The 24,548-nt window shown below is 57.5% G+C and carries 20 protein-coding genes, 3 tRNA genes and 1 pseudogene; 2 read left to right on the top strand and 22 right to left on the bottom strand.

What is annotated here, in order from left to right; genetic code table 11:
* Positions 1-14 precede the first annotated feature (14 nt).
* From BN1136_RS07040 to BN1136_RS07025, 4 genes are all read right to left on the bottom strand, one after another.
* The gene (locus BN1136_RS07040; protein ID WP_043759552.1) at positions 15-1,796 is read right to left on the bottom strand and encodes a restriction endonuclease subunit S; all 1,782 of its coding nucleotides are present in this window, start codon (positions 1,794-1,796) and stop codon (positions 15-17) included.
* Entirely contained in the window at positions 1,796-3,283 is a 1,488-nt protein-coding gene (locus BN1136_RS07035; protein WP_043759551.1) for an N-6 DNA methylase, read from the bottom strand. The genes BN1136_RS07040 and BN1136_RS07035 overlap by 1 nt, the downstream gene beginning before the upstream one ends.
* Positions 3,284-3,403: 120 nt before the next feature.
* Positions 3,404-5,869, bottom strand: coding sequence for an EcoAI/FtnUII family type I restriction enzme subunit R (hsdR, locus tag BN1136_RS07030; protein WP_043759549.1), 2,466 nt, complete (start codon positions 5,867-5,869; stop codon positions 3,404-3,406).
* A gap of 140 nt (positions 5,870-6,009) precedes the next feature.
* On the bottom strand, positions 6,010-6,567 hold the full coding sequence (locus BN1136_RS07025) for a recombinase family protein (RefSeq protein WP_182933292.1): 558 nt from the start codon (positions 6,565-6,567) through the stop codon (positions 6,010-6,012).
* Between the two features lie 241 nt (positions 6,568-6,808).
* Here BN1136_RS07025 and BN1136_RS20165 point away from each other — a divergent pair, with 241 nt between their 5' ends.
* The gene (locus BN1136_RS20165; RefSeq protein ID WP_152552605.1) at positions 6,809-7,030 is read left to right on the top strand and encodes a hypothetical protein; all 222 of its coding nucleotides are present in this window, start codon (positions 6,809-6,811) and stop codon (positions 7,028-7,030) included.
* Between the two features lie 62 nt (positions 7,031-7,092).
* Here the strand turns inward: BN1136_RS20165 and BN1136_RS07015 are convergent, their stop codons facing one another.
* The 6 genes from BN1136_RS07015 to BN1136_RS06990 form a co-directional block, all read right to left on the bottom strand.
* Positions 7,093-9,243: a nuclease-related domain-containing protein gene (locus BN1136_RS07015; RefSeq protein ID WP_043759543.1), complete on the bottom strand. Its 2,151-nt coding sequence runs from the start codon at positions 9,241-9,243 to the stop codon at positions 7,093-7,095.
* Positions 9,244-9,578: 335 nt separating this feature from the next.
* A complete protein-coding gene (locus tag BN1136_RS07010) occupies positions 9,579-10,112 on the bottom strand; it encodes a terminase small subunit-like protein (RefSeq protein ID WP_231557842.1) in 534 nt (177 codons plus the stop codon).
* A 751-nt stretch (positions 10,113-10,863) separates the two neighbouring features.
* The gene (locus tag BN1136_RS07005; protein ID WP_052365666.1) at positions 10,864-12,204 is read right to left on the bottom strand and encodes a DNA primase family protein; all 1,341 of its coding nucleotides are present in this window, start codon (positions 12,202-12,204) and stop codon (positions 10,864-10,866) included.
* Positions 12,205-12,291: 87 nt separating this feature from the next.
* Positions 12,292-13,128: a bifunctional DNA primase/polymerase gene (locus BN1136_RS07000; protein WP_043759542.1), complete on the bottom strand. Its 837-nt coding sequence runs from the start codon at positions 13,126-13,128 to the stop codon at positions 12,292-12,294.
* Entirely contained in the window at positions 13,125-13,433 is a 309-nt protein-coding gene (locus BN1136_RS06995; protein ID WP_043759540.1) for a hypothetical protein, read from the bottom strand. The genes BN1136_RS07000 and BN1136_RS06995 overlap by 4 nt, the downstream gene beginning before the upstream one ends.
* Before the next feature lie 16 nt (positions 13,434-13,449).
* Entirely contained in the window at positions 13,450-13,680 is a 231-nt protein-coding gene (locus BN1136_RS06990; RefSeq protein ID WP_043759538.1) for a helix-turn-helix transcriptional regulator, read from the bottom strand.
* Positions 13,681-13,829: 149 nt separating this feature from the next.
* On the opposite strand from BN1136_RS06990, the pseudogene BN1136_RS06985 reads away from it, so the two are divergent.
* Positions 13,830-14,286: pseudogene (locus BN1136_RS06985) on the top strand (ATP-binding protein); the annotation flags it as partial.
* Between the two features lie 40 nt (positions 14,287-14,326).
* Here the strand turns inward: BN1136_RS06985 and BN1136_RS06980 are convergent.
* The 12 genes from BN1136_RS06980 to BN1136_RS20390 form a co-directional block, all read right to left on the bottom strand.
* Complete coding sequence (locus BN1136_RS06980) at positions 14,327-15,640, bottom strand: tyrosine-type recombinase/integrase (protein ID WP_043759536.1); 1,314 nt, start codon at positions 15,638-15,640, stop codon at positions 14,327-14,329.
* 161 nt (positions 15,641-15,801) lie between these two features.
* Positions 15,802-15,888 (bottom strand) — tRNA-Leu (locus BN1136_RS06975).
* A 41-nt stretch (positions 15,889-15,929) separates the two neighbouring features.
* Positions 15,930-16,003: transfer RNA gene (locus BN1136_RS06970), tRNA-Cys, on the bottom strand.
* Between the two features lie 35 nt (positions 16,004-16,038).
* Positions 16,039-16,114 (bottom strand) — tRNA-Gly (locus BN1136_RS06965).
* A gap of 191 nt (positions 16,115-16,305) precedes the next feature.
* Positions 16,306-16,860 (bottom strand): CDP-diacylglycerol--glycerol-3-phosphate 3-phosphatidyltransferase, encoded by a 555-nt coding sequence (pgsA, locus tag BN1136_RS06960; RefSeq protein WP_010675229.1) that lies wholly within the window; start codon positions 16,858-16,860, stop codon positions 16,306-16,308.
* Positions 16,861-17,141: 281 nt separating this feature from the next.
* Positions 17,142-18,995 (bottom strand): excinuclease ABC subunit UvrC, encoded by a 1,854-nt coding sequence (gene uvrC / locus BN1136_RS06955; protein WP_043759533.1) that lies wholly within the window; start codon positions 18,993-18,995, stop codon positions 17,142-17,144.
* A 129-nt stretch (positions 18,996-19,124) separates the two neighbouring features.
* A complete protein-coding gene (gene uvrY / locus BN1136_RS06950; RefSeq protein WP_010675231.1) occupies positions 19,125-19,769 on the bottom strand; it encodes a UvrY/SirA/GacA family response regulator transcription factor in 645 nt (214 codons plus the stop codon).
* 210 nt (positions 19,770-19,979) lie between these two features.
* Positions 19,980-20,741, bottom strand: coding sequence for a 3-deoxy-manno-octulosonate cytidylyltransferase (kdsB, locus tag BN1136_RS06945; protein WP_043759528.1), 762 nt, complete (start codon positions 20,739-20,741; stop codon positions 19,980-19,982).
* Complete coding sequence (locus BN1136_RS06940; protein WP_043759525.1) at positions 20,738-20,932, bottom strand: Trm112 family protein; 195 nt, start codon at positions 20,930-20,932, stop codon at positions 20,738-20,740. Before BN1136_RS06940 ends, kdsB begins: the two co-directional genes overlap by 4 nt.
* A gap of 161 nt (positions 20,933-21,093) precedes the next feature.
* Positions 21,094-22,077, bottom strand: a complete 984-nt coding sequence (gene lpxK / locus BN1136_RS06935) for a tetraacyldisaccharide 4'-kinase (protein WP_043808265.1) — start codon at positions 22,075-22,077, stop codon at positions 21,094-21,096.
* Positions 22,077-23,849 carry a lipid A ABC transporter ATP-binding protein/permease MsbA gene (msbA, locus tag BN1136_RS06930; RefSeq protein ID WP_043759523.1) on the bottom strand — a complete coding sequence of 591 codons (1,773 nt, stop codon included), beginning with the start codon at positions 23,847-23,849 and terminating at the stop codon, positions 22,077-22,079. Before msbA ends, lpxK begins: the two co-directional genes overlap by 1 nt.
* 153 nt (positions 23,850-24,002) lie before the next feature.
* Positions 24,003-24,548, bottom strand: a 546-nt coding sequence (locus BN1136_RS20390; protein ID WP_043808263.1) for a ComEC/Rec2 family competence protein, incomplete at its 5' end; no start/stop codon positions are given.

Below are 24,548 nucleotides of genomic sequence, written 5' to 3'. Positions count from 1 at the left end.
TAAAAGATAAGGGGTCAGGCAAGGGCGCCTTCCACCAGCGACTCGGCCAGGGCAAGCTGGGTCTGCTGGCTGGTTTGCAGTCGGGATTTAAGTTGATCGCAGAGGGTCATTAACTGATCCACTCTATCCATAATATGGTTTTGCTCCTTTATAGGACCCAACGGAATAGGAGCAAACTTAAGTTTATCTTGAGATATATTCATTTGGCTTTCAGCCATGCCAGATTTGGAGTCATCAATATAGACAGCTGTTGCACCAGCATTTAGGCATAGAGATATAAAACGTTCCGATAAACCAATATCGACCAAGTGAAATCGAATTATCTTGTCAGAAATCATCAGCTTTGGTCTGGTTTTTTCAACTAAGCATGAAATTCCTACTCTATTTTTAGGGCCAGCACGAGTAATTAGGATGTCGCCAACCATAACTTCATATTCTGGTCTCGGAGTTTTTGTTTTATCAAGAACTTTGTTCTCATATTCTCGATACTCCAAGGTTTGAACTGCTGTTGTCTTCAGGACACCCCAAGTATCAATATCTGGTGAGGATTCAGGAGGACAAGCAGGACTCCAGCCTGCATCCATTATGGTTATGATGTCTTTTAAATGGCACCATTCCCATCCCTGCGGTAGCTCAAACGGCTTTTCGTTTTCACTGATCGCTGGTAGCGGTTTTTCTTTTTTGATTTTCTTCTCTTTGACCAGCCGCGCCTTTTCGGCAGCGATACGTTCCAGTAGAGCTGAAGCGGGTTCATCGCTCGGGTCTTGCGGTACCAGCTTGCCCATCACCGCCAGTTGCAGGATGCTCTGTTTCAAGGCGTCGATGCTGGCCTCAGTGGTAAAGAGGGTATCGAAATGAGTGCTTAGCCGCGCCCAGTTTTGCGCCAACTCGTCGGCATCGCAGGAGTCTGTCAGTGTGGCGAGCAGGGTCTCCACCAGCGTCTGATGGGCCGCCAGCTGTGATTCACTGCGCTGCTCCAGCAGGTCGCAGAGGGCCATAAGCTCATCCACTTTGGCAACGATGCGGTGCTGTTCTGAAAATGGTGGAATTGGCAATGGATAGAATGAGAAAAAATCCTTGGCAAGTCGCTTTTGACCTGCGGTTCCGGTCATTCCTGCCTCACCTTTTTTGAGATATATAGGCGACTTTATATTTAATAATATAAACAATGCTGAAACATAATCTGTATATGGTCTAGCTATATGAAGCTCTGTCGTTCCTGCGCCTATTCCATTAATTAAACCACGAAAAACTGCAGCCTTACTATTCTCAAAGCATGGTGTTATTTTTGCTATACCAATATCCCCATTAGCAAAATGGGTGAAACCTTTCTTTATCTCGCCCCACTTCCTTGCTTCAAACTCATGATGCCCGTTATATGAGGTGCTGATTAAAGACATAGGTACAAATGATGCATCAACAGCATCATCGCTTTCATTACGTGGATTGATCGCTGCGATCTCTGCAAGCATTGACCACTCCCATCCTTCCGGTAATTCAAACGGCTTCTCTTCCTCACCAATTTCCGGCAAGGCTTTGGGCTTTTTAATTTTGCCCTCTTTGACCAGCCGCGCTTTTTCGGCGGCAATCCGTTCCAACAGCACGGAGGCCGGTTCATCGCTGGGGTCTTGCGGCACCAGTTTGCCGCGCACGGCCAGCTCCAGGATCAGTTCTCGCAATTTTTTGATGCCGGTGAGTTCCAGCTTGCTGTTGCTGCCGCGCCCGGCACTGCTTTTCGGGCGCACCGCTGCAGTCCAGAGATCCAGGTGGTCGGTAATCAGATTCTCGATCGCCATTATGCCTGCCCCTCTTGTTTGACCGCACCTTTGCCCAAGGCGTCGCCCAGAATGGCTTTTAGCTGGTTACGCAGGTTCTGAATTTCAGCCTGTTCTTTGGCATAGCGTGCCAGCAGCTCGTCAGGGTCGTGACTTATCTGCTCACCGACATGGGGGTTTTTGATATCGAGGTTAAAGTTGCGCTCGATAATGGTCTCGATACTGACCTTCCAGGCCTGCTCGTTCTCTACCCGGGCGGCAAAGCCGTCCGCCTCATCGCCCCACCAGGCGATCTCGGCTTCAAATTCCTCGAACTTCATCGGCTTGGTTTTGCTGTAGTTCTTCACCCCAGCCGGATAGGGGTGCTCATAGAACCAGACATCCTTGGTGGGCTGGCCCTTGGTGAAGAAGAGGATATTGGTCTTGATGCCGGTATAGGGGGCAAACACGCCGTTGGGCAGCCGAACTATGGTGTGCAGGTTGCACTCAGCAGTGAGCAGTTGCTTGATCTTGGTTTTGACCCCTTCGCCAAACAGGGTGCCATCGGGCAGCACCACGGCGGCGCGACCACCCTTTTTCAGGATTTCGATGATCAACTGCAGGAACAGGTCGGCAGTTTCGCGGGTACGGAGATCGGCGGGGAAGTTCTGCTCGATGCCATCCTCTTCGGTACCGCCAAAGGGCGGGTTGGTGAGGATCACATCGATATCGCTATCCCAGCTTGACAGCGGTTTGTCGAGGGTGTTGCCGTGGCGGATCTGCACCGGCACCTCGATGCCGTGCAGCAGCATATTGGTGGTGCAGAGCAGGTGTGGCAGCTGTTTCTTCTCGACACCCAGGATCTGCTGCTGCAGGGTCTGATGGTCGGCTGAGGTCTCGACATAGTGCTCTTTGACATGGTCGAAGGCGCAGGCAAGAAAGCCGCCGGTACCACAGGCCGGGTCCATGATCCGCTCGCCGAGTTTGGGGTCGATACGGTTCACCATAAAGCGGGTGACGGCGCGGGGGGTGTAGAACTCGCCCGCGTTACCGGCGCTTTGCAGGTCGCGCAGGATCTGCTCGTAGATGTCGCCAAACAGGTGGCGTTCGCTGCTGTCGGTAAAGTCGATCTCGTTGAGCTTATTGATCACCTGCTTGAGCAGGGTGCCGTTTTTCATGTAGTTGAAGGCATCGCTGAACGCCTCTTTCACCACATAGCCACGGGGGTTGAGATCGATATTGGCTGGCTGGTTTTTCAGGCTGTCGAACAGATCATTGTTGACGAAATCGAGCAGGGCATCGCCGGTCAGCCCTTCGCTATCGGCCGCCCAGTTGCGCCACAGGAAGCGCTCGGGGATGGGGTAGCGGTAGTTATCCTGCTCAAACTCCAGCTCCTCTTCCTGGGCGTCGAACACTTTCAAAAACAGCAGCCAGGAGAGCTGGCCGAGGCGTTGGGCATCACCGTCAATACCGGCGTCCTTGCGCATGATGTCCTGAATGGATTTGATAACTGAGCTGATGGATGACATGGGGTTCTCTGCTTTTTACAAAAATGGTGACGAATACAGGGGCGAATGCGTCAGGAGTATCGATAAAACAAGCGGCCATCATTGGAATGGCCGCATGGTAGTTCAGAAGCAGTCAGGTCGTCAGGCGCTCTGCTGCTCACGGTAAATTTCTTGTTCCAGTTCGGTGATGGCCTGCTCGAACTGTTTGGGGCCACCAAAACCCTTCTTGGCCAACTCCAACGGGCGCCCCAACTCGGTAAAGGGGGCGACTTTTAGCGCATTCTTGGTCTCAATCTCGGTCACCCCCTGATCGGCATACTTGTCGAGCAGGCGGGTTAATACCTGCTGGGCGGTGTCGTTGTACTTGGTGAAGTAGTTGCGCTTTTTGACGTTGTTGGCCCGCTCGCGGCGGGTCAGCGGCGGCTGATCGTATACCACGTGGCAGATAAGGTCGAACGGGTCGAGCTCCTTGCCCACTTCCTGCTCCAATACCTCCCACAGCACGCCCGCCTGAGCCAGTTCATCCATGATGGCTTGCTTGCGCTCGGCCCCTTGCCAGCGTTTGGTGAACGCATCGAGGGTGGCAAACTCTTTGAGCAGGGTCTTTTTGGTGTAGTCCTTGAAGGATTCGGTCACCAACTTGCCATCGGCATCGTAATACTGCACCCGCTCGGCGATGACGCTGACCGCCACGCCGTTGACATAATACTTGCTGACCCCGGGCTCGGGGCCACCCAGCGGGCCTGTGCCTAGGCCCCCTGCGCCCCCCTGACCACCGTCACTACCGGTTGTGTAGCTGCCGGGTTGTTCATCAACCCCGGGGGCAAGCGGATCGTCATTGTCGCCGGGTTCATCTGCTGGCAGTGGATCGGCGCCGTCGATGATATCGCCCAGGCCATCATCGGGGTTGTTGATGTCTGCCGGCTTGACCACCATGACGCGCTCCGGCTCGCCGTCGAAGCGGGGATCGGCAAACAGCTCGGTGGCCTTCTTGAAGTCGAGAATGGTAAACCAGAGCTTGCCGTACTTGTCGTCAATACGGGTGCCACGGCCGATGATCTGCTTGAACTTGGTCATGGACTGGATGTTTTGGTCCAGCACCACCAGCTTGCAGGTCTTGGCATCGACGCCAGTGGTCATCAGCTCGGAGGTGGTGGCGATGACCGGATAGGGCTTTTTCGGGTTGATGAAGTTGTCGAGCTGGGCCTTGCCAAGGTCATCATCGCCGGTGATTTTCATCACATAGCGGTCATCTTTCAGCATCTGCTCGGGGTTGAGGTTTGCCAGCGCCCGTCGCATCCGGTCGGCATGATCGATATCGTTGCAGAACACGATGGTCTTGGCCATCGGGTCGGTTTTCTTGAGGTAGTTGGTGATGGTCTCGGCCACCAGCTGGGTACGCTCGTCGATCACCAGAGTGCGGTCGAAATCCTTCTGGTTATAGATGCGGTCTTCAATCAGGTTGCCCTGTTTGTCCAGCTGCCCTTTGGTGGGACGCCACCCCTGCAGATCGACATCGATATCGACCCGCACCACCTTGTAGGGGGCAAGAAAGCCATCTTCGATCCCCTCTTTGAGGGAGTAGGTATAGACAGGGTCACCGAAGTAATCGGTGCTGGAGACTGTTTCGGTCTCTTTGGGCGTGGCGGTGAGGCCAATCTGGGTGGCCGATGAGAAGTACTCGAGTATCTCGCGCCAGGCGCTGTCTTCAGCGGCGCTGCCCCGATGGCACTCATCTACCACGATGAGATCGAAGAAGTCAGGAGAGACCTGCTTAAAGGCTTTCTGTGACTCTTCCGGCCCGGTGAGCGCCTGATAGAGGGCAAGGTGGATCTCATAGGCGGGATCGATCGTGCGCCCGGTGACCTTGGTCATGGCCGAGCCAAAGGGCTGAAAGTCATTGATCTTGGTCTGATCGACCAGAATGTTGCGATCGGCCAGAAACAGGATGCGCTTCTTGGCGTCCGCCTTCCACAAACGCCAGATGATCTGGAATGCGGTGTAGGTCTTGCCGGTGCCGGTGGCCATCACCAGCAATACCCGATCCTCACCTTTCGAGATGGCTTCTACGGTCTTGTTGATGGCCTGCAGCTGGTAGTAGCGGGGAGACTTACCGCTGCCATCGGAGTAGTAGTCCTGGCTGATGACAGGCAACTGTGCCTGGGTGTAGCCCTTCCAGGTGCAGAGTTTGTCCCAAAGCTGGCCCGGGCTGGGGAAATCCTCCAGCGCGATCTCGGATTCCAGCTTGGTCGGATTGGTCTTGTCATGAAATACGAAGCCATCGCCGTTGCTGGCGAACACGAACGGCACATCCAGCAGACGGGCATAATCGAGCCCCTGCTGCATCCCCTTGCCAATCTCATGCTTGTTGGCTTTGGCCTCGATCACCGCCAGTGGCAAGCCCATCTTGTGATAGAGCACGATATCGGCCGATTTGACCTTTTTACGTGCCGCCATCTGGCCGCGCACCACCACCTTGCCATCCCGCAGCTTCACCTCTTGGCGAACCTGGGTCAGGTCATCCCACCCAGCAGCCTTGATAGCAGGCAGAAGATACTTGGAGATGATGTCGGCTTCGGTGAGGGTTGCTTTGTTGATGGGCGACACAGCGCACTCCGGTTTGAAAGAGAACTGGTGCTGATGTTCTCATGAATACGGGGATGTATGGGAGAGTTATGAGTCCAAAACTTGAACAGGAACATACCTGAAGCGTTATCAAAGGAATAAACACCTGCCCAGATGGCTAATTACGCAGACCGACATGCTCGTTTCACACTGGCGGGCGAGATCCCGAAGTGTTCAGCCGTCAGCTTGATGCTAGCTGAATTCTCTTTGCGCCAGATGGCAACGGCAGCATCGTTAATTGTCTTCTCGCGCCCCAGCGCCTTACCTTCTGCCTTCGCCTTGGCGATCCCTGCCATCTGCCGGAGCTTGATGTTTGAACGTTCCAATTCTGCAACAGCGGCCAACATGGTCAGCATGGCTTTGCCAATCGGCGTGGACAGATCAAACCCTTCCCGCAGGCTGATGATGGAAACGCCCTTGCCTTGCAAGGCTTCAACCGTGTTCAACACGTCAATGGTATTGCGCCCAAGGCGGTCGACAGCGGGAACGATCAGCGTGTCCCCCTTGCGTATGAACTTGAACAACTCGGCAAAGCCCGGGCGCAGTAGTGCCTTCACACCTCCCGATACCCCCTCGTCCGTAAACCAGGTTTCGACATTGTGCGTTTGTTCAATGCTGTGCCGTTGAGCCCCAACGCTCTGTTCGCCCGTGCTAACCCTGAGATACCCGATGACTGCCACGATATGCCCCTATGCCTAGCTCATTATCTATGGCTCTAAATATAGTGGTAGCTCACAATTAAAACAACAGCTTTGAGCCATATTTTTGAAGGGCTGACTCGATGACTCAAAAGGTACACTCTATGAGCCACCATAAAGATAGTTAGTCTTAGTCCCGTGCCTCCTCAACACACTAAAATATTCAATGTTAGCTGTAGTATTATGAATGCACTCTGCATTGTACCTACTGGGAGAGAACACAATGGGCAATGACAATGACAATGATGACCTTATCGACGATTTCGGCGACGAGGACGAGATAGAAGAAACTCTTGAGGAAGAGGCCGAGCGGGAGTATTGGGAAAACCACGATAGTCTCGACAGTGAGTACGACCGCCCAGACCCAGAAGAGGAGCAGCGCAGAGAAGAATATCGCCGCGAACATGGTGGCGGCTTTATGAATGAACGCTGGAACCCATACTAGTTCCGATCAACATATGGTGACGTCGCCAATGAATGGCAAGCATATTTGAGTGATCTTGATATCTAAAGCAAGTCACTCCAGACCCCATCGGACTCGATCAACCTAACAAGAGCTTGCGCACTGAATCCGTCGGCATACAGTGTCTCTTCCTCATTCCCAACCTCAGCCTCGTCCATCTGTTCAAACGCGCGCAGATAATGCGGTTCATCGCGCAAAGCGATTTCCATGACCTCGCGGGAGACGACGTGAAAACCATCGATGACCTCACCATCAAATTCAATCGCAGTATCCACAACCCAGGCATGCAGGGCTGGCAGAGGATTGACATCACTCAGCAAGAGAGCCGAACGCAACCCTTGGTCATTTTGCAGGGCTTGAAGCACAACCGGTTTCTTGCGCTTTAACTGTCTTGCGGCCTTGCGTAGGGTATTGGTTCGATGCAGCCAGACTTCATGGCGAGTTGAACGAATGAAGCCAGACTTGACCTCAAGCAGCAACACTACCCCATCCAAGTGACAGATCAGGTCCACTTCACCAGCATCGCGCTCATCACTCAATGGCGGTTGGTAGCCCACGACGACGCGGAACCCCCTCTGCCTTAGCGCTTCGGCAAGGGTATGTTCAATACGCTCCGTTTCACTGCGCAAATCTGGTCTGCGTTGAACACGACGCAGGTTATTCACCGCAGCGGTCAGATTGTTCTGTTGACCGGCAACCCAGGGGAACTGAAAGCTGTAGCGGCCAATCTTGTAGAACGGTCGCTCGTACAGTCGTGGTGACGGCATGTTTGGTGTTTGCCTTATCTGCGCGGATAGAGCCTGCAGATCACTGGTCCAGAACTTCAGGATGGCACTGGCCGCTTCGGTGTCGCCCTTGGGATGCTCAGGGCTGACGGTCCAACCACAAATACGACGGATCTTATCTTTCGGTTCCGACCAGGTGATGGGAAAGCGGTTCTCACCATGCACAAGTCCTTCAAAAGCCAATTGACCCAGAGCCTTCACTGCTACACCTGAGTCATCCATATAGCGCAGAAAAGGCTGGAGAAATGCCTGCTCGAAGAACACGGTTGTCAGCTCACTGGCTAATATCGCGTGGTGCAGGGCTACCTCAGCTCCGTCGTTCAGTCTGACCCGCTCACCCAGACCGAAAATCGTCTGCAGGTAAAGCTGACTGCGGATGGCTTTTATGTAAGCAAGCTGATTCGCTTCGTGGTTTTCCGGCCTCCCTATGATTGCGCCAGCCATATCCGAAGCTGCGAATTGGTCAATCGCGCGGTACATCCAGTAGTGCCAAAGCAATTTGCTTTTGCGCCCGGTACGTTGCCAGCGCTGTGAGCCCGCATCGGTTTTGTTGAAGATGACCGGTTGCCCCGGCTTGAGCTGGTAATCGCAATCACTGTCAAAACAAAACCAATTGATGGAATTCTCGTAGTCGATTCGCTCGCGCATGGCGGCAATAAGCAAGACGACCGATTCGAGGTTGGCAACATTCTCTCGCCCCACACCTGACTGTGGAAAAAGGATTGGCGACAAATGACGCTTAAGAGAGCGGCCGAGAGCTTCCTCTGTCAGCTGAAAATCACGCTCAGAGCAATTCGACAGCTTGCGCGCTATTAGCCGATCATAGACATCCCAATCTTCCGCAGAACTGTCTCTACCCTTAGCGGCACCAAGTTGCCCATATGCGATCACGCTCAAATAGGAAAGCAGCTCTAGTAACGAAAGCGACTTCAGGTGGGTCTCAGCCAGTGCAATTGCTTCGTCGAATGGTTCGAGTTGTTCAAGTAAGCGATCACAGACGCCGAAAAATTCGCACCAATCCTTGCTGACGAGATTGTCCCGAAGATGCCGCCAGAGCGGTGAATCGCTGCGTGTAAACAGCTTCGAGTAACGAATCGCCCAACGCAATACATCTGGATGACGAGCGGCCAGATGATCTAGCAACGCAGTATTGATCGCATCCTCGCAATGCAAAATACGCCCTAATGCCAAGCTTGCCAGTTGAGCACCTTCCAAGTTGGCAGGCTCCCACCAGAAGGTCGCGGCAGCCAGTCCGGCAGCACGATTGTGCGCGGTATATTTGCCACTCGGACGTTGATCCAAAAAGTCGTGCAGGCACTCATCAAGTGCTACAAATGGGGCAAGCTGCTGTGCATATCCAACAAAATGAGTCTGGTAAAATTCCTGGCATTGCCGCTCCTGGCCTTGCATATCTGGTGATCCTTTTCCTGCCGTCGAACCTTGATATTCAAAGAGATTGAAATCAGCCGTTCATTTGAGGCCCACAACGAGTCGGGCAATCTGTATGGAAGGAAATAGTTAGCACGTTTCCAAGAAGGGGGAAACTACGGATGAGGAGTCAATAGCTAGCGATTGCAGATGGTGTAAACAGGGCAGAAAATCAAAATGCCCCACAGAACAGAGGGACCGGAAAAGCACAAGGGCCTAGCCGAAGCTAAGCCCTTGTTGAATATGGTCGGTGTGAGAGGATTCGAACCTCCGACCCCTTCGTCCCGAACAAGATTGCAGCACTGGCTCTGGAGCTTTCATTCACTCTTACCAATTTTGTCATCCTTAATCACATTGCCGTCTTCGTCCCAATTGGGTGGATTCACAAACGTGACTGTCGATTTCACCTGCATGCTCCCGTGGTTAACGCCCGAATTTTCTCTCTGCCCCCCATCGCCGTACTTCTTGGGGGCCAGCTTTGCGGCCAGCCATTTACGAGCATCGATCTGCAGGCGGGCACGAGCAATCGCATCATGGTTCACTTTTACGTTCCCGTTGGCGTCGAGGAAGGTGTCATTGCTGCCGTCATCGGCAATCTGGAGGATCTCATCGGCCAGTTTGTCGGCCAGATCCTCGCGCGCGCACGCGTACTGGTCCCTAAATTCTACGTAGCGTTCATCAGCCAACCAGCGCATCACCATGGATTTGGACGGCATACCCGGACGAGCCAACACTGCGCGTAGACTCACCCCATCAGCAATGGCGCTACATATGGCCTCCCCCAACTCGTTCGTGTATGCGCTCCGACGGCCTCTTGTTACCGTCTTGGGATTCGACGTATTGGTTTCCACAGTGGAAACCTGAGGAGTGACAACTGGGATCATAACTTGAGTTGTTGAATCCACGTGTTCAGCGCCACTGATAGGAGCCGTAGGCATACCTGAAGATGAGGCAGCGTTAACAGGTGTTGTGACTCTTGACCATTTGTGCGTCTTGGCCCGCTTGTTAATGGCGGTATGTGAAATGCCGTGATCTAGCGCTATCTGGCGCACACTCTGGCGGCCAGCACAGTACGCGAGTTCGATACCGTGCCAGTCTGGGGAATCTGTTGAATGCATAGGGGAATAGATCATAGGCGACCAGTATTTACGAGGAGGCAGGTAGGTATCCAGCCCTACAGGGGGAGTCCCGTCAGTGCAAACGCAGCTGTGTGTGGCAAGAAGTTGTCTGTGATAGTCACTTGGTCACTGTTTTGATACACATCCCGCCATCATTGGGCTAGCAGCAAGTGACCTTGATTTTTCATGGTCTCTGGGAGTCACTCACATCACTCTTTTGAGCACTGCTTTCACTGATCCACTCATTGCGTCATCTCCCATCTGTCATCCATCAAGAAGCATCAGGGCAGTGACCCAGTGACAAACAGTGACCATGAATCAATGTTGGTCACTGCATCCCAACCCGGGCAGGACAAGGCATTCACACAGTAAAGTGACTCAGTGACTATGAAATGGGGTATGCCCCCTCCCCTCAAGTTAGAAAAAAAGGCCCCACAAGGAGCCTTCTTGTCACCGCCGTTTGGTCTCATTAAGTCATATCGGCCTACAGGGCCCGCGGAAGGTACTCCTCTGCCTGCTCGGTGAGTGCAACATTGGTTTGAGTTTGACTATTGGTCTTGCGCGTCTTGTACTCCGCGCCCAGCTCCTTTGCAGCCTGTCTGACGGCTTTGCTGAATGAATTAAGCGAGAGTGGGCGGTTCAAGCCGTGGTACTCCAGGTAAGCCAGGTAGAGGTGATAAAGGAATTTCCTCGGCTCATCCTTCAAGGCGACATTTCCCCCCATATAGAGCCCCTTCGGCTCAGCCAGAAACGCCAAGGTGGCGCAAAAGTCGAGTACGTGGTCAGCCTCGCGCTTCACCGCCAGCGCATCAGCACCATCCCGTTGCTCCTCCAGCAGACGCTTGGCCTGGTCAGGGTCGGCAAACCGGGTCAGCAGATGGCGAATGATCACCGGTAACTCAGCGGCAATCTTGTCGCCAAGGGCCCCATCCCGATCAGCGGATGCCACCACTCGTCCGAAGTGGAAGATCACCCGGCGACGAGCGATCCCCCCGTTGCGCTCGTTAAACACCATCGGTACGTTGTTGGTGGCCAGCAACACAGCTGGGATCCGGGTGCTGAAAATCGCCTTACCTTTAGGGTTGACCGATACTTTATCGCCACCAGTGATCGCCTTGAGCACGTGGCCATCGCCAACGTACGAAGGTTGGTCCGGCAACAAGATCAGGCGTTTGTCCCAGACGTTCTCCAGACCAAAGCTGCTCTCGAGCAGCTTCATCGAGCTACTACCCACGTTTTCTTGGCCAACCAGCAGTTCGCACAGTGCCGCCATGACCGATTTGCCACTGCCGCCTTCCCCCGTTACCTCCAGGAACAGTTGCCAGTCGTAGCGATTCGCCAGCACCATGAACAGTGCCGCCTTAATGCGCTCCATCTTGGCTGTGTCACTGTCTGTCGCGTAGCTCAGCCACTTCATGAAGTGAGGGGCACCCTGCTCCAGCAACTCCCCTGCCAGCGGCTCGCTGTACTCGATCTCATTGTGAGTCAGCAAGCCATCGGCGGGGGAATGCGGGCGAAACGTGCGGAGCACTAGGTCATAGACCCCATTGGCAAAACCAATCAGGTTGAGTGCCGGGCGTGGTATCTCATCAAGGCCCAGTTTCATGGTATCCACAGCAGTGTTGATTACCCGGTCACTATAGTATTTGGCGCCTTGCTGCTTAAACATTGCAGTCATACGGCGCGCAAGCACCGCATCCGGCATCGACTCCCACAGGCTGCCGGTGTAACGGTACACCAGGCTCGTGTCGACATTGATGGCCAGGGTTCCCAGACTAGCAGCCAGTGCCTCCCCACGCTGGCTGGCGCTCATCTGTTCCAGCATCAGCGCCGCGTCGTCCTGCTCAGGACGCAGAGAAACAACATTAGCCGCCAGCAGAGAACCTGTTTTTTGGCTGCCCTTCTTATCGGCCTACAGCTTACTTTTAGGCGGGGCTTGACGTGGCTCCTGTATCCCCTTCTGGTGCGCACTGGCAATAGTCGCCTTGACCTCCTGTACCGATTGGCCAGACGCCATGCCAGCAGCAAACAACTGACGCTCAGCGTCGGCGTGGCAGATCTCTCCACCAGCGACCAGTTGCGCCACCCCCAGCGCCTCCCGGTTGAGCGTCTCGTTCCGGCTCCCCAACGGCGCGCTGACAATCGCCTCACAGGCACTCGTCAACGCTCTCTCGCCATAGCGGCTGGTCTCTGCGGAGCTGACCATGGGGGCCATCACCTTTGGCTCATGTTTGGGCTTGGTGATCCACCCCAACAAGATGGCTGGCGCCTCCGGCAGATCTGCCAGCTTGGGGATGGTATCGCCGTGCAGTACCTTATCGGCTTTGATGTAGACCAGCTGATTGCCGGTCTTCACATCCACGCCAGCCAGCCCATTTGCGTTGTTGACGCTCTGCTTCAAGCTGGCAAGGTCTACCCCAGCAGGCAAGCGGAACAGCCAGTGATACGAACCGTCCGGCTGGCTATCGGTGAGCATCCGGTACTGGTTCGCGGGGGTATCGCCCGGAAGCCCCAGCATCGCCAGCAGAACCTCAGGGGACGGTGCTTCGGCAACCTTGTTTCCATCCAGATCCAGCAAGATCATGCCATCCAAGCGAACACCAAACTGAATGTCATCCGCGCGTACCATGTAGGACGGGTAGCGCTGCTTGTCGCCGTAGGGTTTCGGGTTGCCGTTGCTCTGGTACGGAATGACAGTGTGGCCGTTGGCCTCGATGTTGGCAGCCTTGGCTTGCTGAGAGGTACTCATTTCTCACCCCCGAACAAGCGCAAAACGGCGAACTTGTGAGTGAACAGCGATACACCATCATCGTTCTCATACCTTTCCTGAAGGCGGCCGAGCTGCTCGATGCGCTCACTGTTCGTGCTCAGTGCGGACTGCCCACAAATGGTTCCCCCCTCCGATGTTATGCGACACAGGCTTTTGCTTGCCAGCAAACGCGCAGGTGCTACGCTCTCAGCGTCAGGTTTAACTATCCGGCCAATATCAAACATGCCAATCGAAGAGGCCGCCGTACCATGGCGGCTCTTTTTTGCGTAATTGGTGACTGTCATCCCCGCCTCCTTACGCCTAGCGGCTCTTCTGAATCTGAGCGATGAGCCAGGCTTCCAACTCCTCTTCAACCCAACCAACGGCTTTGGCGCCGATGGACACCGGTTTGGGAAAAGTCGGGTCATAAACATTGGGGCACTTCGGATTGGGACGCATTTTGGCGTAGATGGTAGAGCGTGAGAGTCCGGTGCGGGCTTCAACCTCATTACGGCGAATAATGGTCAGAGTGGATTTGCTTTCTTTAGCCATGTTAGTTATTCCCTGTCATGCACTGGAACGGGATGCACCAGCATGGCTCCTTATTTTTATCATCTCGCAAAAAATCCCTAGCCCTACAGGGGTGAACCCCGTCAGAGACGCACTTGACAAGGGCAATTAAATAGCGAGTAGGTGTGGATGACTTCCTGGAACAGAAGCGCAATCTGCTGTTGATCGGCGGAACCGGGACGGGTCAAACCCACCTGGCCATAACCTTGGGACGCAATGCCGGGTGCCGGAGCAAGCGAGTACGTTTCTACACAGTGGTGGGTCTGGTCAACGAACTGGAGCAGGAGAAGGCGGCAGACAAAGCCGGGCAGCTTGCCATTCGGTTGGTCAATGTCGATGCGGTGATCTTGGGCAAACTGGGCTATCTGCCGCTTGCCGAAAGCGGAGGCGCCCTGCAGTTTCACCTGATCAGCAAGTGGTACCAGCCTGCTCCTGACCACCAATCTGGCCTTCAGTGATTGGAGCAAGGTATTTACGGATAAGAAGATGACGACGGCCATGCTGGATAGGATCACCCATCACTGCGAGATCATCGAGACAGGAAGCGATTCCTACCGCTTCAAACAGAGGATGCAATCAGCCAGCTAACCCTGGGCAATTTTGGACGCTGATTGACAACCCGATCCACTTATGCAGACAGACTATTTGGCAAGTGAATCGCATTGCTCTCCATCCCGGTAAATTCATGGGGTGGCACATAGTGATGTTTGCAACTGTCCAGCCAGTCAGCCCACCATTGCATCATCTGCTGGCGCTGGGTGATAAATTCGGCCCGATGAATGTAAGCAGCCCGCACACCGTTACGCTCCTTATGGCTCATCTGCCGTTCAATAGCATCCTCACTCCATTGGCCTGATTCAAGCAGAGCGCTGCATGCCATCGCCCGGAAGCCATGACCGCATACCTCAACCTTGGTGTCATAACCCAGTCGGCGCAAGGCACTATTCACGGTGTTTTCACTCATGGGTTTTGATACATCATGGTCACCGGCAAAAACCAGATCGAAGCGCCCGGTCAAAGGGCGGATCACCTCAATGATTGCCAGTGCCTGGTGTGACAACGGCACAATATGCGGTTCTCGCATCTTGGCACCACGATGCGAGTATTTGACCCCCTCAATGAGGTCACGGGACGCCGGAATCGTCCAGATTGCTCGCTCGATATCGAGTTCATCCCAACGCATGAAGCGTAATTCACTCGAACGGACAAAGGTTAACAAGCTCAATTTCACCGCCATCTTGGTCAGCAGACGCCCCGGATAACTCTCAAGGCGACACAGCAGATCGGGAATATTCTGCAGCGGCAGCGCGGGATGGTGCTTGCCTTTGCGAACCGACAACGCTCCCGTCAAATCAGCAGCAAGATTGCTATCAATCAAGCCCGTTTGCACTGCATAACGCATGATGCCGTTGATGTGTTGCCGCACTCGTCCTGCCAAATCAAGCGCATCTCGCTGCTCTATCATGCGCAATGGAACAAGCAGGTCACGGGTCTTGAGTTCATCCACAGGGCAATGGCCAATCGACGGAAACACATCTGTTTCAAGCCGGGTCAAGATGCGTGAAGCATGATCCGGGGACCACTTGCCAGCACTCCTTGAATGCCATTCACGGGCAACAGCCTCAAAACTATTCGTCTGTTTACTGGTGATCTCGTTTCGCAACTGCCGCTTATGGACGACAGGATCGATACCTTTGGCTAACTGGTTTCGCACCTCTTCGCGCCTTTTACGCGCGTCAGTCAAAGAAAGGGTTGGGTAGTCGCCAAACGCCATCAGCCCTGCCTTACCATCTGGCTTGGTGAACTTGAAGCGCCACGAACGGGTACCGTTCTTTTTGACCAATAAGTGCAAGCCATTCCCATCGAACAGGGAATAGTCTTTTTCTCGCGAGCGGGCATTGCGACACTCGGTATCAGACAGGGGTTTGGTAGTTCGCGGCATTGGTATACGACTCCTTTATCGAATCGATGTATACCTAAGCGTATACCAATTTCTAGCGGATGTGTTAGGAATGACTCGGAATGCTCTGGACGTAAAAAAACCCAGAGACATTGAATCTACTGGGTTTTTTAAACTTTTTCGGAATGCTTTGGAAGTATCAATGGTGCCCGAGGCCGGAATCGAACCGGCACGACGCGAACGTCGAGGGATTTTAAATCCCTTGTGTCTACCGATTTCACCACTCGGGCACCGCAATCGGTATCAAGCTCGCGTCGCGGGCTTGTCAATATGGAGGCACGTTCCGGAGTCGAACCGGACTAAACGGATTTGCAATCCGCTGCATAACCGCTTTGCTAACGCGCCATGCAAGGGAGAGAGAACTCTCCATTGTCTGAATTTGGAGCGGGAAACGAGACTCGAACTCGCGACCCCGACCTTGGCAAGGTCGTGCTCTACCAACTGAGCTATTCCCGCATCGGTCTGGCTGACTGCCTGACTACGAGAACGCATTCTAGCGATGTTCCTCGTCCAGTCAACCAAAAACATTTAATACTCTGATCGTTCGAGTGTTTTTTACTCTTGTCCCGCACTTTTAGCGATCATGACCGTTTCTTGGCCCCAGTGGCAAAGAAACGGCGATTTTCCCCTTGGTGCCGGAGCACGCCCTAGAAGCGGGAGTGGTAGCTGAGATCGCCCCAGGCGGCCTTCATGTACTGGAACATGGACCAGAAGGTGAGCACGGTCGCCACATAGAGCAGCACATAGGCGAGCCATACCATCCAGATGTCGTACTGCCAGATGAGACCGGTGAGCGACACCATCTGGATCATGGTCTTCCACTTGCCAATCCAGCTGACCGCCACCGAGGAGCGCTTGCCGAGCTCCGCCATCCACTCGCGCAGGGCGGAGATGATGATCTCGCGGCCAATCATGGTCATGGCGGGAATGGTCACCCAGACGGTGTTGTAGTGCTCGACGATGACCACCAGGGCCGCCGCCACCATGATCTTGTCCGCGACCGGGTCGAGGAAGGCGCCGAAGGCGGTGGACTGGTTCAGCTTGCGGGCGAGATAGCCGTCAAACCAGTCGGTCGCGGCCGCCAGGATGAAGACGATGGCTGCCGCCATGTAGGACCACTGGTAGGGAAGGTAGAACAGGATGACGAAGACGGGGATGAGCAGGATCCGGAAAAACGTCAGCAGGTTAGGAATATTTGTCATTATTTTCAGCCACTTCTTGTATGCCACAACATGGTAGCCCCATGCCGATTGCCGATGCAACCGCACAGGTGCCCGCCTTGGTCCATTAATCCATCAATAACCTCAGGATGCGGGCCATTATGGCATTTGCGCCCCCCCTGCGTCACGGCCCTTGTGTGTCCGGGTTTCCCACAGGGGATGAATCCGGGGTGAATGCCATGGCTCTCCCTCAGCCGGTATGCCAGGCCCTGTCTGCCGTGAAGGCCTGCATGGGCAGAGTGCAGCCCTTCGCAGACGAAGGGCTAGAGGGAGCGCAGGGCGTCGTGAATGGACTGGGCCAGCTCCTGACTGATGCCGGGCACCTTGGCGAGCTCGTCCACTCCGGCCTTTTTCACCTCCTGCAGGCCGCCCAGGTATTTGAGCAGCGCCTGCCGCCGTTTCGGCCCCACCCCGGGAATGTCTTCCAGGGTACTGGTGGTGCGCGCCTTGGCGCGCCGTGCCCGATGGCCGGTGATGGCGAAACGGTGGGATTCGTCGCGAATGTGCTGGATGAGGTGCAGGGCGGGCATGTCCGCCGGCAGGTGCAGCTCCTCGTGGCTGTCCCCCAGGATCAGAGTCTCCAGCCCCGCCTTGCGGGTCACCCCCTTGGCGATACCCACCAGGAGCGGATACTTGCCGCCGAGAAACTCCAGCTGGCGCGCCAGGATCTCCTCGGCGCGGCGCAGCTGGCCGAGGCCACCGTCGATGAAGAGCACGTCCGGCACCTTGTCCGGCTCCTGCTGCTTGCCAAAGCGGCGCTCCAGCGCCTGCTCCATGGCGGCGTAGTCATCACCGCCTGTGATGCCGTCGATGTTGAAGCGGCGATATTCCGAGGAGAGCGGCCCCTCCCGGTTGAACACCACGCAGGAGGCCACAGTACGCTCCCCCATGGTGTGGGAGATGTCGAAACACTCCATGCGGGCGATGGGGGTCTCGAGCTCCAGCAGCTCCTCCAGCTGATCGTAGCGGGCGGTGATGGTGCTCTTGTGGGCGAGGCGCGAGCGCAGCGCGGTCTGGGCGTTGATGGAGGCGAGCTTGATGAAACGCGCCCGCTCGCTGCGCGTCCGGCTCACCACTCGCACCTTGTAGCCGGCGGTCTGGCTCAGGGTGTCGGCGATAACGTTCTCATCCTCCAGCGCCACGTCCAGCAGCACTTCGCTCGGGATCTGCCGCCCCCCCTGCCCCGACAGGTAGAACTGCAGCAGGAAGGATTGCACCACCTCCTCCAGCGGGGTATCGGCCGGCACTTTCGGGAAGTAGCTGCGCGAGCCCAGCACCTTGCCCTGGCGAATGAAGAGCACGTGGATGCAGGCGGTCCCCTGCTCGAAGGCGACCCCGACCACGTCGAGCTCGTCCAGTACGTTGCCGCTCACCGACTGCTGCTCGGTGACCCGGCGCAGGGCCTGGATCTGATCCCGGTAGCGGGCCGCCTCCTCGAAGCGCAGATCGCCGCTGGCGGACTCCATCTTGCCCACCAGCTCGCCTATCACCTGCTGGTTCTTGCCTGCGAGGAACAGCTTGGCCAGCGCCACCTGCTGGGCGTATTCCGCCTCGCTCACCAGCCCCGCCACACAGGGGCCGGCGCAGCGCTTGAGCTGGTAAAGCAGACAGGGGCGGGTGCGGTTGGCATAGACCGCGTCCTCGCACTGGCGCACGGGAAAGATCTTCTGCATCAGGTGCAGGCTCTCTCGCACCGCGCCGCCGGAAGGATAAGGGCCGAAATACTCCCCCTTCACCTTGCGGGCGCCGCGGTGGACGCCGATACGCGGGTGCTGGTGGTCGGTGATGATGATCCAGGGGTAGGACTTGTCGTCCCGCAGCAGCACGTTGTAGCGGGGCTGGTACTGCTTGATGAGGTTGTGCTCGAGGATCAGCGCCTCGGTCTCGGTGTGGGTGACCGTCACCTGCACATCGGCGATCTGGCGCACCAGGGTGCGGGTCTTGATGCTGTCGACGTTGGCCCGGAAGTAGGAGGCGAGCCGTTTCTTGAGATCCTTGGCCTTGCCCACGTAGATGACGGTGCCGCCGCTGTCGTACATGCGATAGACACCGCTCTGGTGGGTGACGGCGCCGAGGAATGCCTTGCTGTCAAACAGGGGCTCGGGAGAGGGGGTCATGGGCAACTCGACTCAACGGATGAATGCAAAAAGACGGGGAAGAGCATACTGCGCCCGCTGACTGAAAAGCAAAAGGGGCAAGAAAGCAAAAGGCGGCCCACGCCGCCTTCGATGGCCACACGCCGCCCCTTACAGGGTGTCGGCATCCAGCATGCCATAGCGAATGGCAAGATGGGTCAGCTCCACGTCGCCATTGATGCCCAGCTTGCTGAACAGGCGGTAGCGATAGCTGTTGACCGTCTTCGGGCTCAGGTTGAGTTGCTCGGAGATGTCGGTCACCTTCTGCCCCTTGGTGATCATCATCATGATCTGCAGCTCGCGCTCGGAGAGGGACTTGAAGGGGTTCTCGTCGGCGGAGGCAAACTGGCTCAGGGCCATCTGCTGGGCGATCTCCGGGGAGATGTAACGCTGACCGGAGTGAACCAGGCGAATCGCGTGGATCATCTCGTCCGGCGCGGCCCCCTTGGTGAGATACCCGGCGGCCCCCGCCTGCATCACCTTGGTGGGGAACGGATTTTCTGAATGAATGGTCAGCACTATGATGCGCACATCGGGGCGGATCCGCAGGATCTTGCGGGTCGCTTCCAGACCGCCGATGCCCGGCATGTTCATGTCCATCAGGATCACATCGGGGTGATGTTGCCGACAGAAGGCCACCGCGGTCTCCCCGCTCTGCGCCTCGCCCACCACCTTGATCCCGCGGACGTCTTCCAAAATGCGTCTTATCCCTGTACGCACCAACTCATGATCATCGACCAGGAATACATTAATCACCCAAACACCCCGTTTTTTATCTCGTTATATGCCAGTTAGGGTTAACACGGCGTCTTGCATCATAACCAAACTCGATGATTTGGCAAACCATGGCCGGGAAAAGTTTGAAATTGCTCGTAAAATCCTTTTTAAATCAAATTACTATACAAAGAACCAATTAAAAAACGGCGCCCTGGGGCGCCGTTTTGCATCAAAGCCGTTCCGCCAGCCTCAACCAGCCAGCAGCGCACGCACCTTGTCGAGATCGGCCTGGGTATCCACCCCGACCGGCGGCGCCTCCAGGGCCTGGGCGACGTGGATCTTCTCCCCGTACCAGAGCACACGCAGCTGCTCCAGCGCCTCTACTTGCTCGAGCTGACTCGGCGCCCAGTCCACGTAACGCTGGATAAAACCGGCGCGATAGGCGTAGATGCCGATGTGGCGCTGGTAGTGGGGGCCTATCTGCTCGCGGCTCCTGGCGAACGCATCCCGATCCCAGGGAATGGAGGCACGGCTGAAGTAGAGGGCGTAGCCATCCTTGTCGGTCACAACCTTGACGGCGTTCGGGTTGAACGCCTCTTCGGCATCCACGATCGGCACCGACAGCGTGGCCATGGGGGCGCTGGCGGCGGCCAGGTTGTCCGCCACCTGACGAATGATGGACGGCGGGATGAGGGGCTCATCCCCCTGCACGTTGACCACTATGGTGTCGGCGGCAAAGCCGTAGTGACGGCTCACCTCGGCGAGGCGCTCGGTACCGGACTGGTGATCCGGTGAGGTCATGCACACCTCGAAGCCGGCCTGTGCGGCAAACGGCGCCAGCGCCTGCTGCACCCGCTCATCGTCGGTCGCGACGATCACCCGGTCCGCGCCGGATTGCAGGGCCTTCTCCACCACGTGCTGCACCATGGGCTTGCCGTGGATGTCCGCCAGCGGTTTGCCCGGCAGCCGGGTCGAGGCGTAGCGGGCCGGAATGACGACGACGAAACTCATGGCTTCAGCTCTTCCAGCGCCAGGTGGCGGGCCCGGTTCTCCAGCAGGACGGGGATCCCCTCCTCCATCGGGTAGGCCAGCCTGTCGAAGCGGCAGATCAGCTCCTGGGAACCCGCGTGAGCCTGATAGTGCAGCTTACCCTTGCAGACCGGGCAGGCGATGATGTCGAGCAGTTTAATATCCAGTGCCACAACCAAACTCCTTTAACGATGTCGGGCAGGCGATGATGCCTGGCCATTAATATGCTGTGCCGGGCCCGCAGCCGGGCCCGGTCCCGTCGGCTGGCGCCGCCCCCGGCCGTCCCGAGGTGCCGTCATGGCACAGGGAGCGGGCCGAAGGGGCCGCGTGCCTTTTATGATTGTCGGCCGCCGGCCCCCTTCAGGGTCCGCAGCAGGGCCTCCCCCAGGGCATCCGGCAGCTCGGCGCTCACCGGCAGGTACCACCAGTGCGCCGGCGCGAAGGCACGGCACTTGACCGCATCCTTCTCCGTCATCAGCAAGGGGCGCTCGCCGAAGCGGGCGAGCAGCTCGGCGGCGTCGAACGCCTGGTGATCCGCATAGCCGACGCTCTGCGCCAGCTCATAGCCGAGCGCGGTCAGGGTCGCGAAGAAACGGGGGGGATGGCCGATGCCCGCCAAGGCGTCCACCGGCCCCTTAAGGGGCGCGGTGAGCGGCGCATCGTCGCACACCCGGCGGGGCGTGCCAGGGGCCAGGTGCATGGCATATTCGCCCCTGCCCGGCTCGCCACCATTGCAGATGATGGCGTCCACGCGCTTCAAACGACTGATGGGCTCGCGCAGCGGCCCCATGGGCAGCAGGCAACCATTGCCGAACCGGCGTGCCCCGTCCACCACCACCAGCTCGATGTCCCGGGCCAGGGCGTAGTGCTGCAGGCCGTCGTCGGTGACAATGATGTCCACCTCGCCGCTTTGCTCCAGCAGGCGCACCGCATCGGCCCGTTTGGGGGCCACCGCCACCGGGCAGCCACAGCGACGGGCGATGAGCACGGGCTCATCCCCCGCCTGCGCCGTGGTGCTGGTCTCATCGAGCCGATAGGGATAATGGGGCGCCTTGCCGCCATAACCCCGGCTCACCACACCGGGCCTGAAACCCCGCGCCTGCAGCTGTTCCACCAGCCAGACCACCACCGGGGTCTTGCCATTGCCACCCACCGAGAGGTTGCCCACGACGATGACCGGCAGGCCGGCGCGATAGGCCTTGAACCAGCCCCGGCGATAGGCGAAGCGGCGCACGCCGCTGACAAGGGAGAACAACAGGGCGAAGGGGGCCAGCCACCAGCGCCAGCCGCTGTTCCCGTACCAGAGCCGCGCCAGCATCAGCCTTGGTTGCCTGCGGCGGCGCCGTTGCCGAACTGGATGGCGCGCAGCTGGGCATAGGTGCCCTGCAGGGCCATCAGGGTCTGGTGGTTGCCACGCTCGACGATGTGACCCTCGTCGATCACCAGGATCTCGTCCGCCTTCTCGATGGTGGAGAGACGGTGGGCGATCACCAGGGAGGTGCGCGCCTTGCACAGCTCGTCGATGGCGGCCTGGATGTGGCGTTCGGACTCGGTGTCCAGGGCCGAGGTGGCCTCGTCCAGCAGCAGCACCGGGGAGTCCCGCAGCAGGGCGCGGGCGATGGCGATGCGCTGGCGCTGGCCACCGGAGAGGGACGCGCCGTTCTCGCCGATGACGGTGTCATAGCCTTCCGGCATCTTGCGCACGAAGTCGTCCGCATGGGCGATGCGGGCAGCCTGCTGCACCTCTTCCCGGCTGTAGCGATCCTCCGCCGCATAGGCGATGTTGTTGGCTACGGAGTCGTTGAACAGGTGCACGTGCTGGGAGACCAGGGCGTACTGCTTGCGCAGCTCGCTCAAGCGGTATTCGCGGATGTTGACGCCATCCAGCAGGATTTCCCCCTGCTCGATGTCGTAGAAGCGGGTCAGGAGGCTGGCGATGGTGCTCTTGCCGGAGCCGGAGCGCCCCACCAGGGCCACGGACTTGCCCGCCTCCACCTTGAAGCTGACGTTGTGCAGCGCCGGTGTCTCCTTGGTCGGGTAGGTGAAGGTGACGTTGCGAAACTCGATCTCGCCGCGGGCGCGCTCCAGGGTGCGGGTACCGGTGTCCTGCTCCGGGGCGGAGTCCAGCAGGCCGAAGAGGCTCTGGCAGGCGGTGATGCCGCGCTGGAACTGGTTGTTCACGTCGGTCAGGCTTTTCAGTGGCTTGAGCAGCATCATCATGGAGGTGACCATGACGGTGAAGGTCCCCGCGGTCAGGGTCGCCTTGACGCTGTCGATGGTCGCCACATAGAGGAAGACCGCGAGGGCCACGGAGGCCACCATCTGGACAATGGGGCTGCCGATGGCGTCGGCCGCGACCATCTTCATGGTCTGCTGGCGCATCCGGTTGCTCACCCGGTAGAAGCGCTTGTCTTCCACCTCCTGGCCGCCGAACATCAGCACCTCTTTATGGCCCTTGAGCATCTGCTCGGTGGAGGTGGTGATGTCCCCGACCGCCTGCTGGATCTGGCGACTTATCTTGCGAAAACGCCGGCTGATGAGGCTGATGAGGATCCCGACCAGGGGGCCCACCACCAGGAAGATCACCGACAGCTGCCAGGAGTGCCAGAACATCAGGCCGAGCAGGCCGATGACGGTGGCCCCTTCCCGTACCAGGGAGACCAGGGTGGAGCTCGCCGCAGACGACACCTGACCGGCGTCATAGGTCACCTTGGAGAGCAGGTTGCCGGTATTCTGGCGATCGAAGAAGCTCATGGGCATGGCCATCAGGTGGCTGAACACCTGCTGCTGCAGGCGCATCACCACGTGGTTGCCGACCCAGGCCATGCAGTAGTTGGAGAGGAAGGCGGCGCAGCCGCGCAGGGCCACGATGCCGAGCACGAAGAAGGGCATCCACTTGAGCACGCTGCTGTCGTTGCCGTTGAGCCCCTGATCGATGAGCGGCTTGATGGAATAGACGAAGGTGGTATCCACGGCCGCATAACCCAGCATGCCGATGATGCCGCCCACCAGACCCAGTTTGCGATCCCGGACATAACCGAGCAGGCGCTTGAAGACGGGCCAGCTCTCTTGTGAGGTTTCTTGTTGCATGAATAGCCGTTAATAAGGGAAATGACGGGCTATTCTAGCCAAACCTTGGGGCTTCACCAAGCGTCGCAGGCAGTCGGGTATCGAACCAGGGTCACAAATGACGGCGGCCCCATCCCGCGTCAGGCCCCTTGCGCACGAGTCAAGACCGGCCGCTCACTCCTCTTTCCATGGAATGGGTTTCCACCAGGTCCCACTTCGCCTGTACCAGGGGCCTTGCTCCCGCTCGGCCCGGATCCGCAGGCCGTCATCGCCGCCCTCGATCAGGATGGCGCCATCCTCACCGGTCACCCATTGCCGCGCACCATCGTATCTCGCCACCACGTCGGGGCGGGGAAATCCCCACTGGTTCATGAAGCCAGCGCTGTGCACGACGAAGGTCGGCCGCACCGCCGCCACAAAGGCCGGGATCGAGGAGGTGCGGCTGCCGTGGTGGGGACTCACCAGCAGGGTGCTGGCCAACCCCTCTCCCCCGCCCTCCCTGCTCTCCCGGGCCCGCAGGCGATGTACCGCCAACTGCTCGATGTCACCGCTGAGCAGGAGGCGATGCCGTCCGTCGCTGATCTGCACGACGCAGCTGTCGTTGTTGCGCCCCGCCCCCGGTCGCTCGGGCCAGAGCACGCGCAGGTCGAGCCCCTGCCAGCGCCACTCCTGGCCACGGCGACAAGCCTGGGTACTCGGCGCGAACGGGAAGGAGGAGAG

Origin of the sequence: Aeromonas taiwanensis (assembly GCF_000820165.1) — a bacterium.
In the GTDB taxonomy this organism is placed as follows: Bacteria; Pseudomonadota; Gammaproteobacteria; order Enterobacterales; family Aeromonadaceae; genus Aeromonas; species Aeromonas taiwanensis.
Note: the sequence above shows the minus strand (reverse complement) of the source record. Positions and strands in the feature narration are given on the sequence as shown.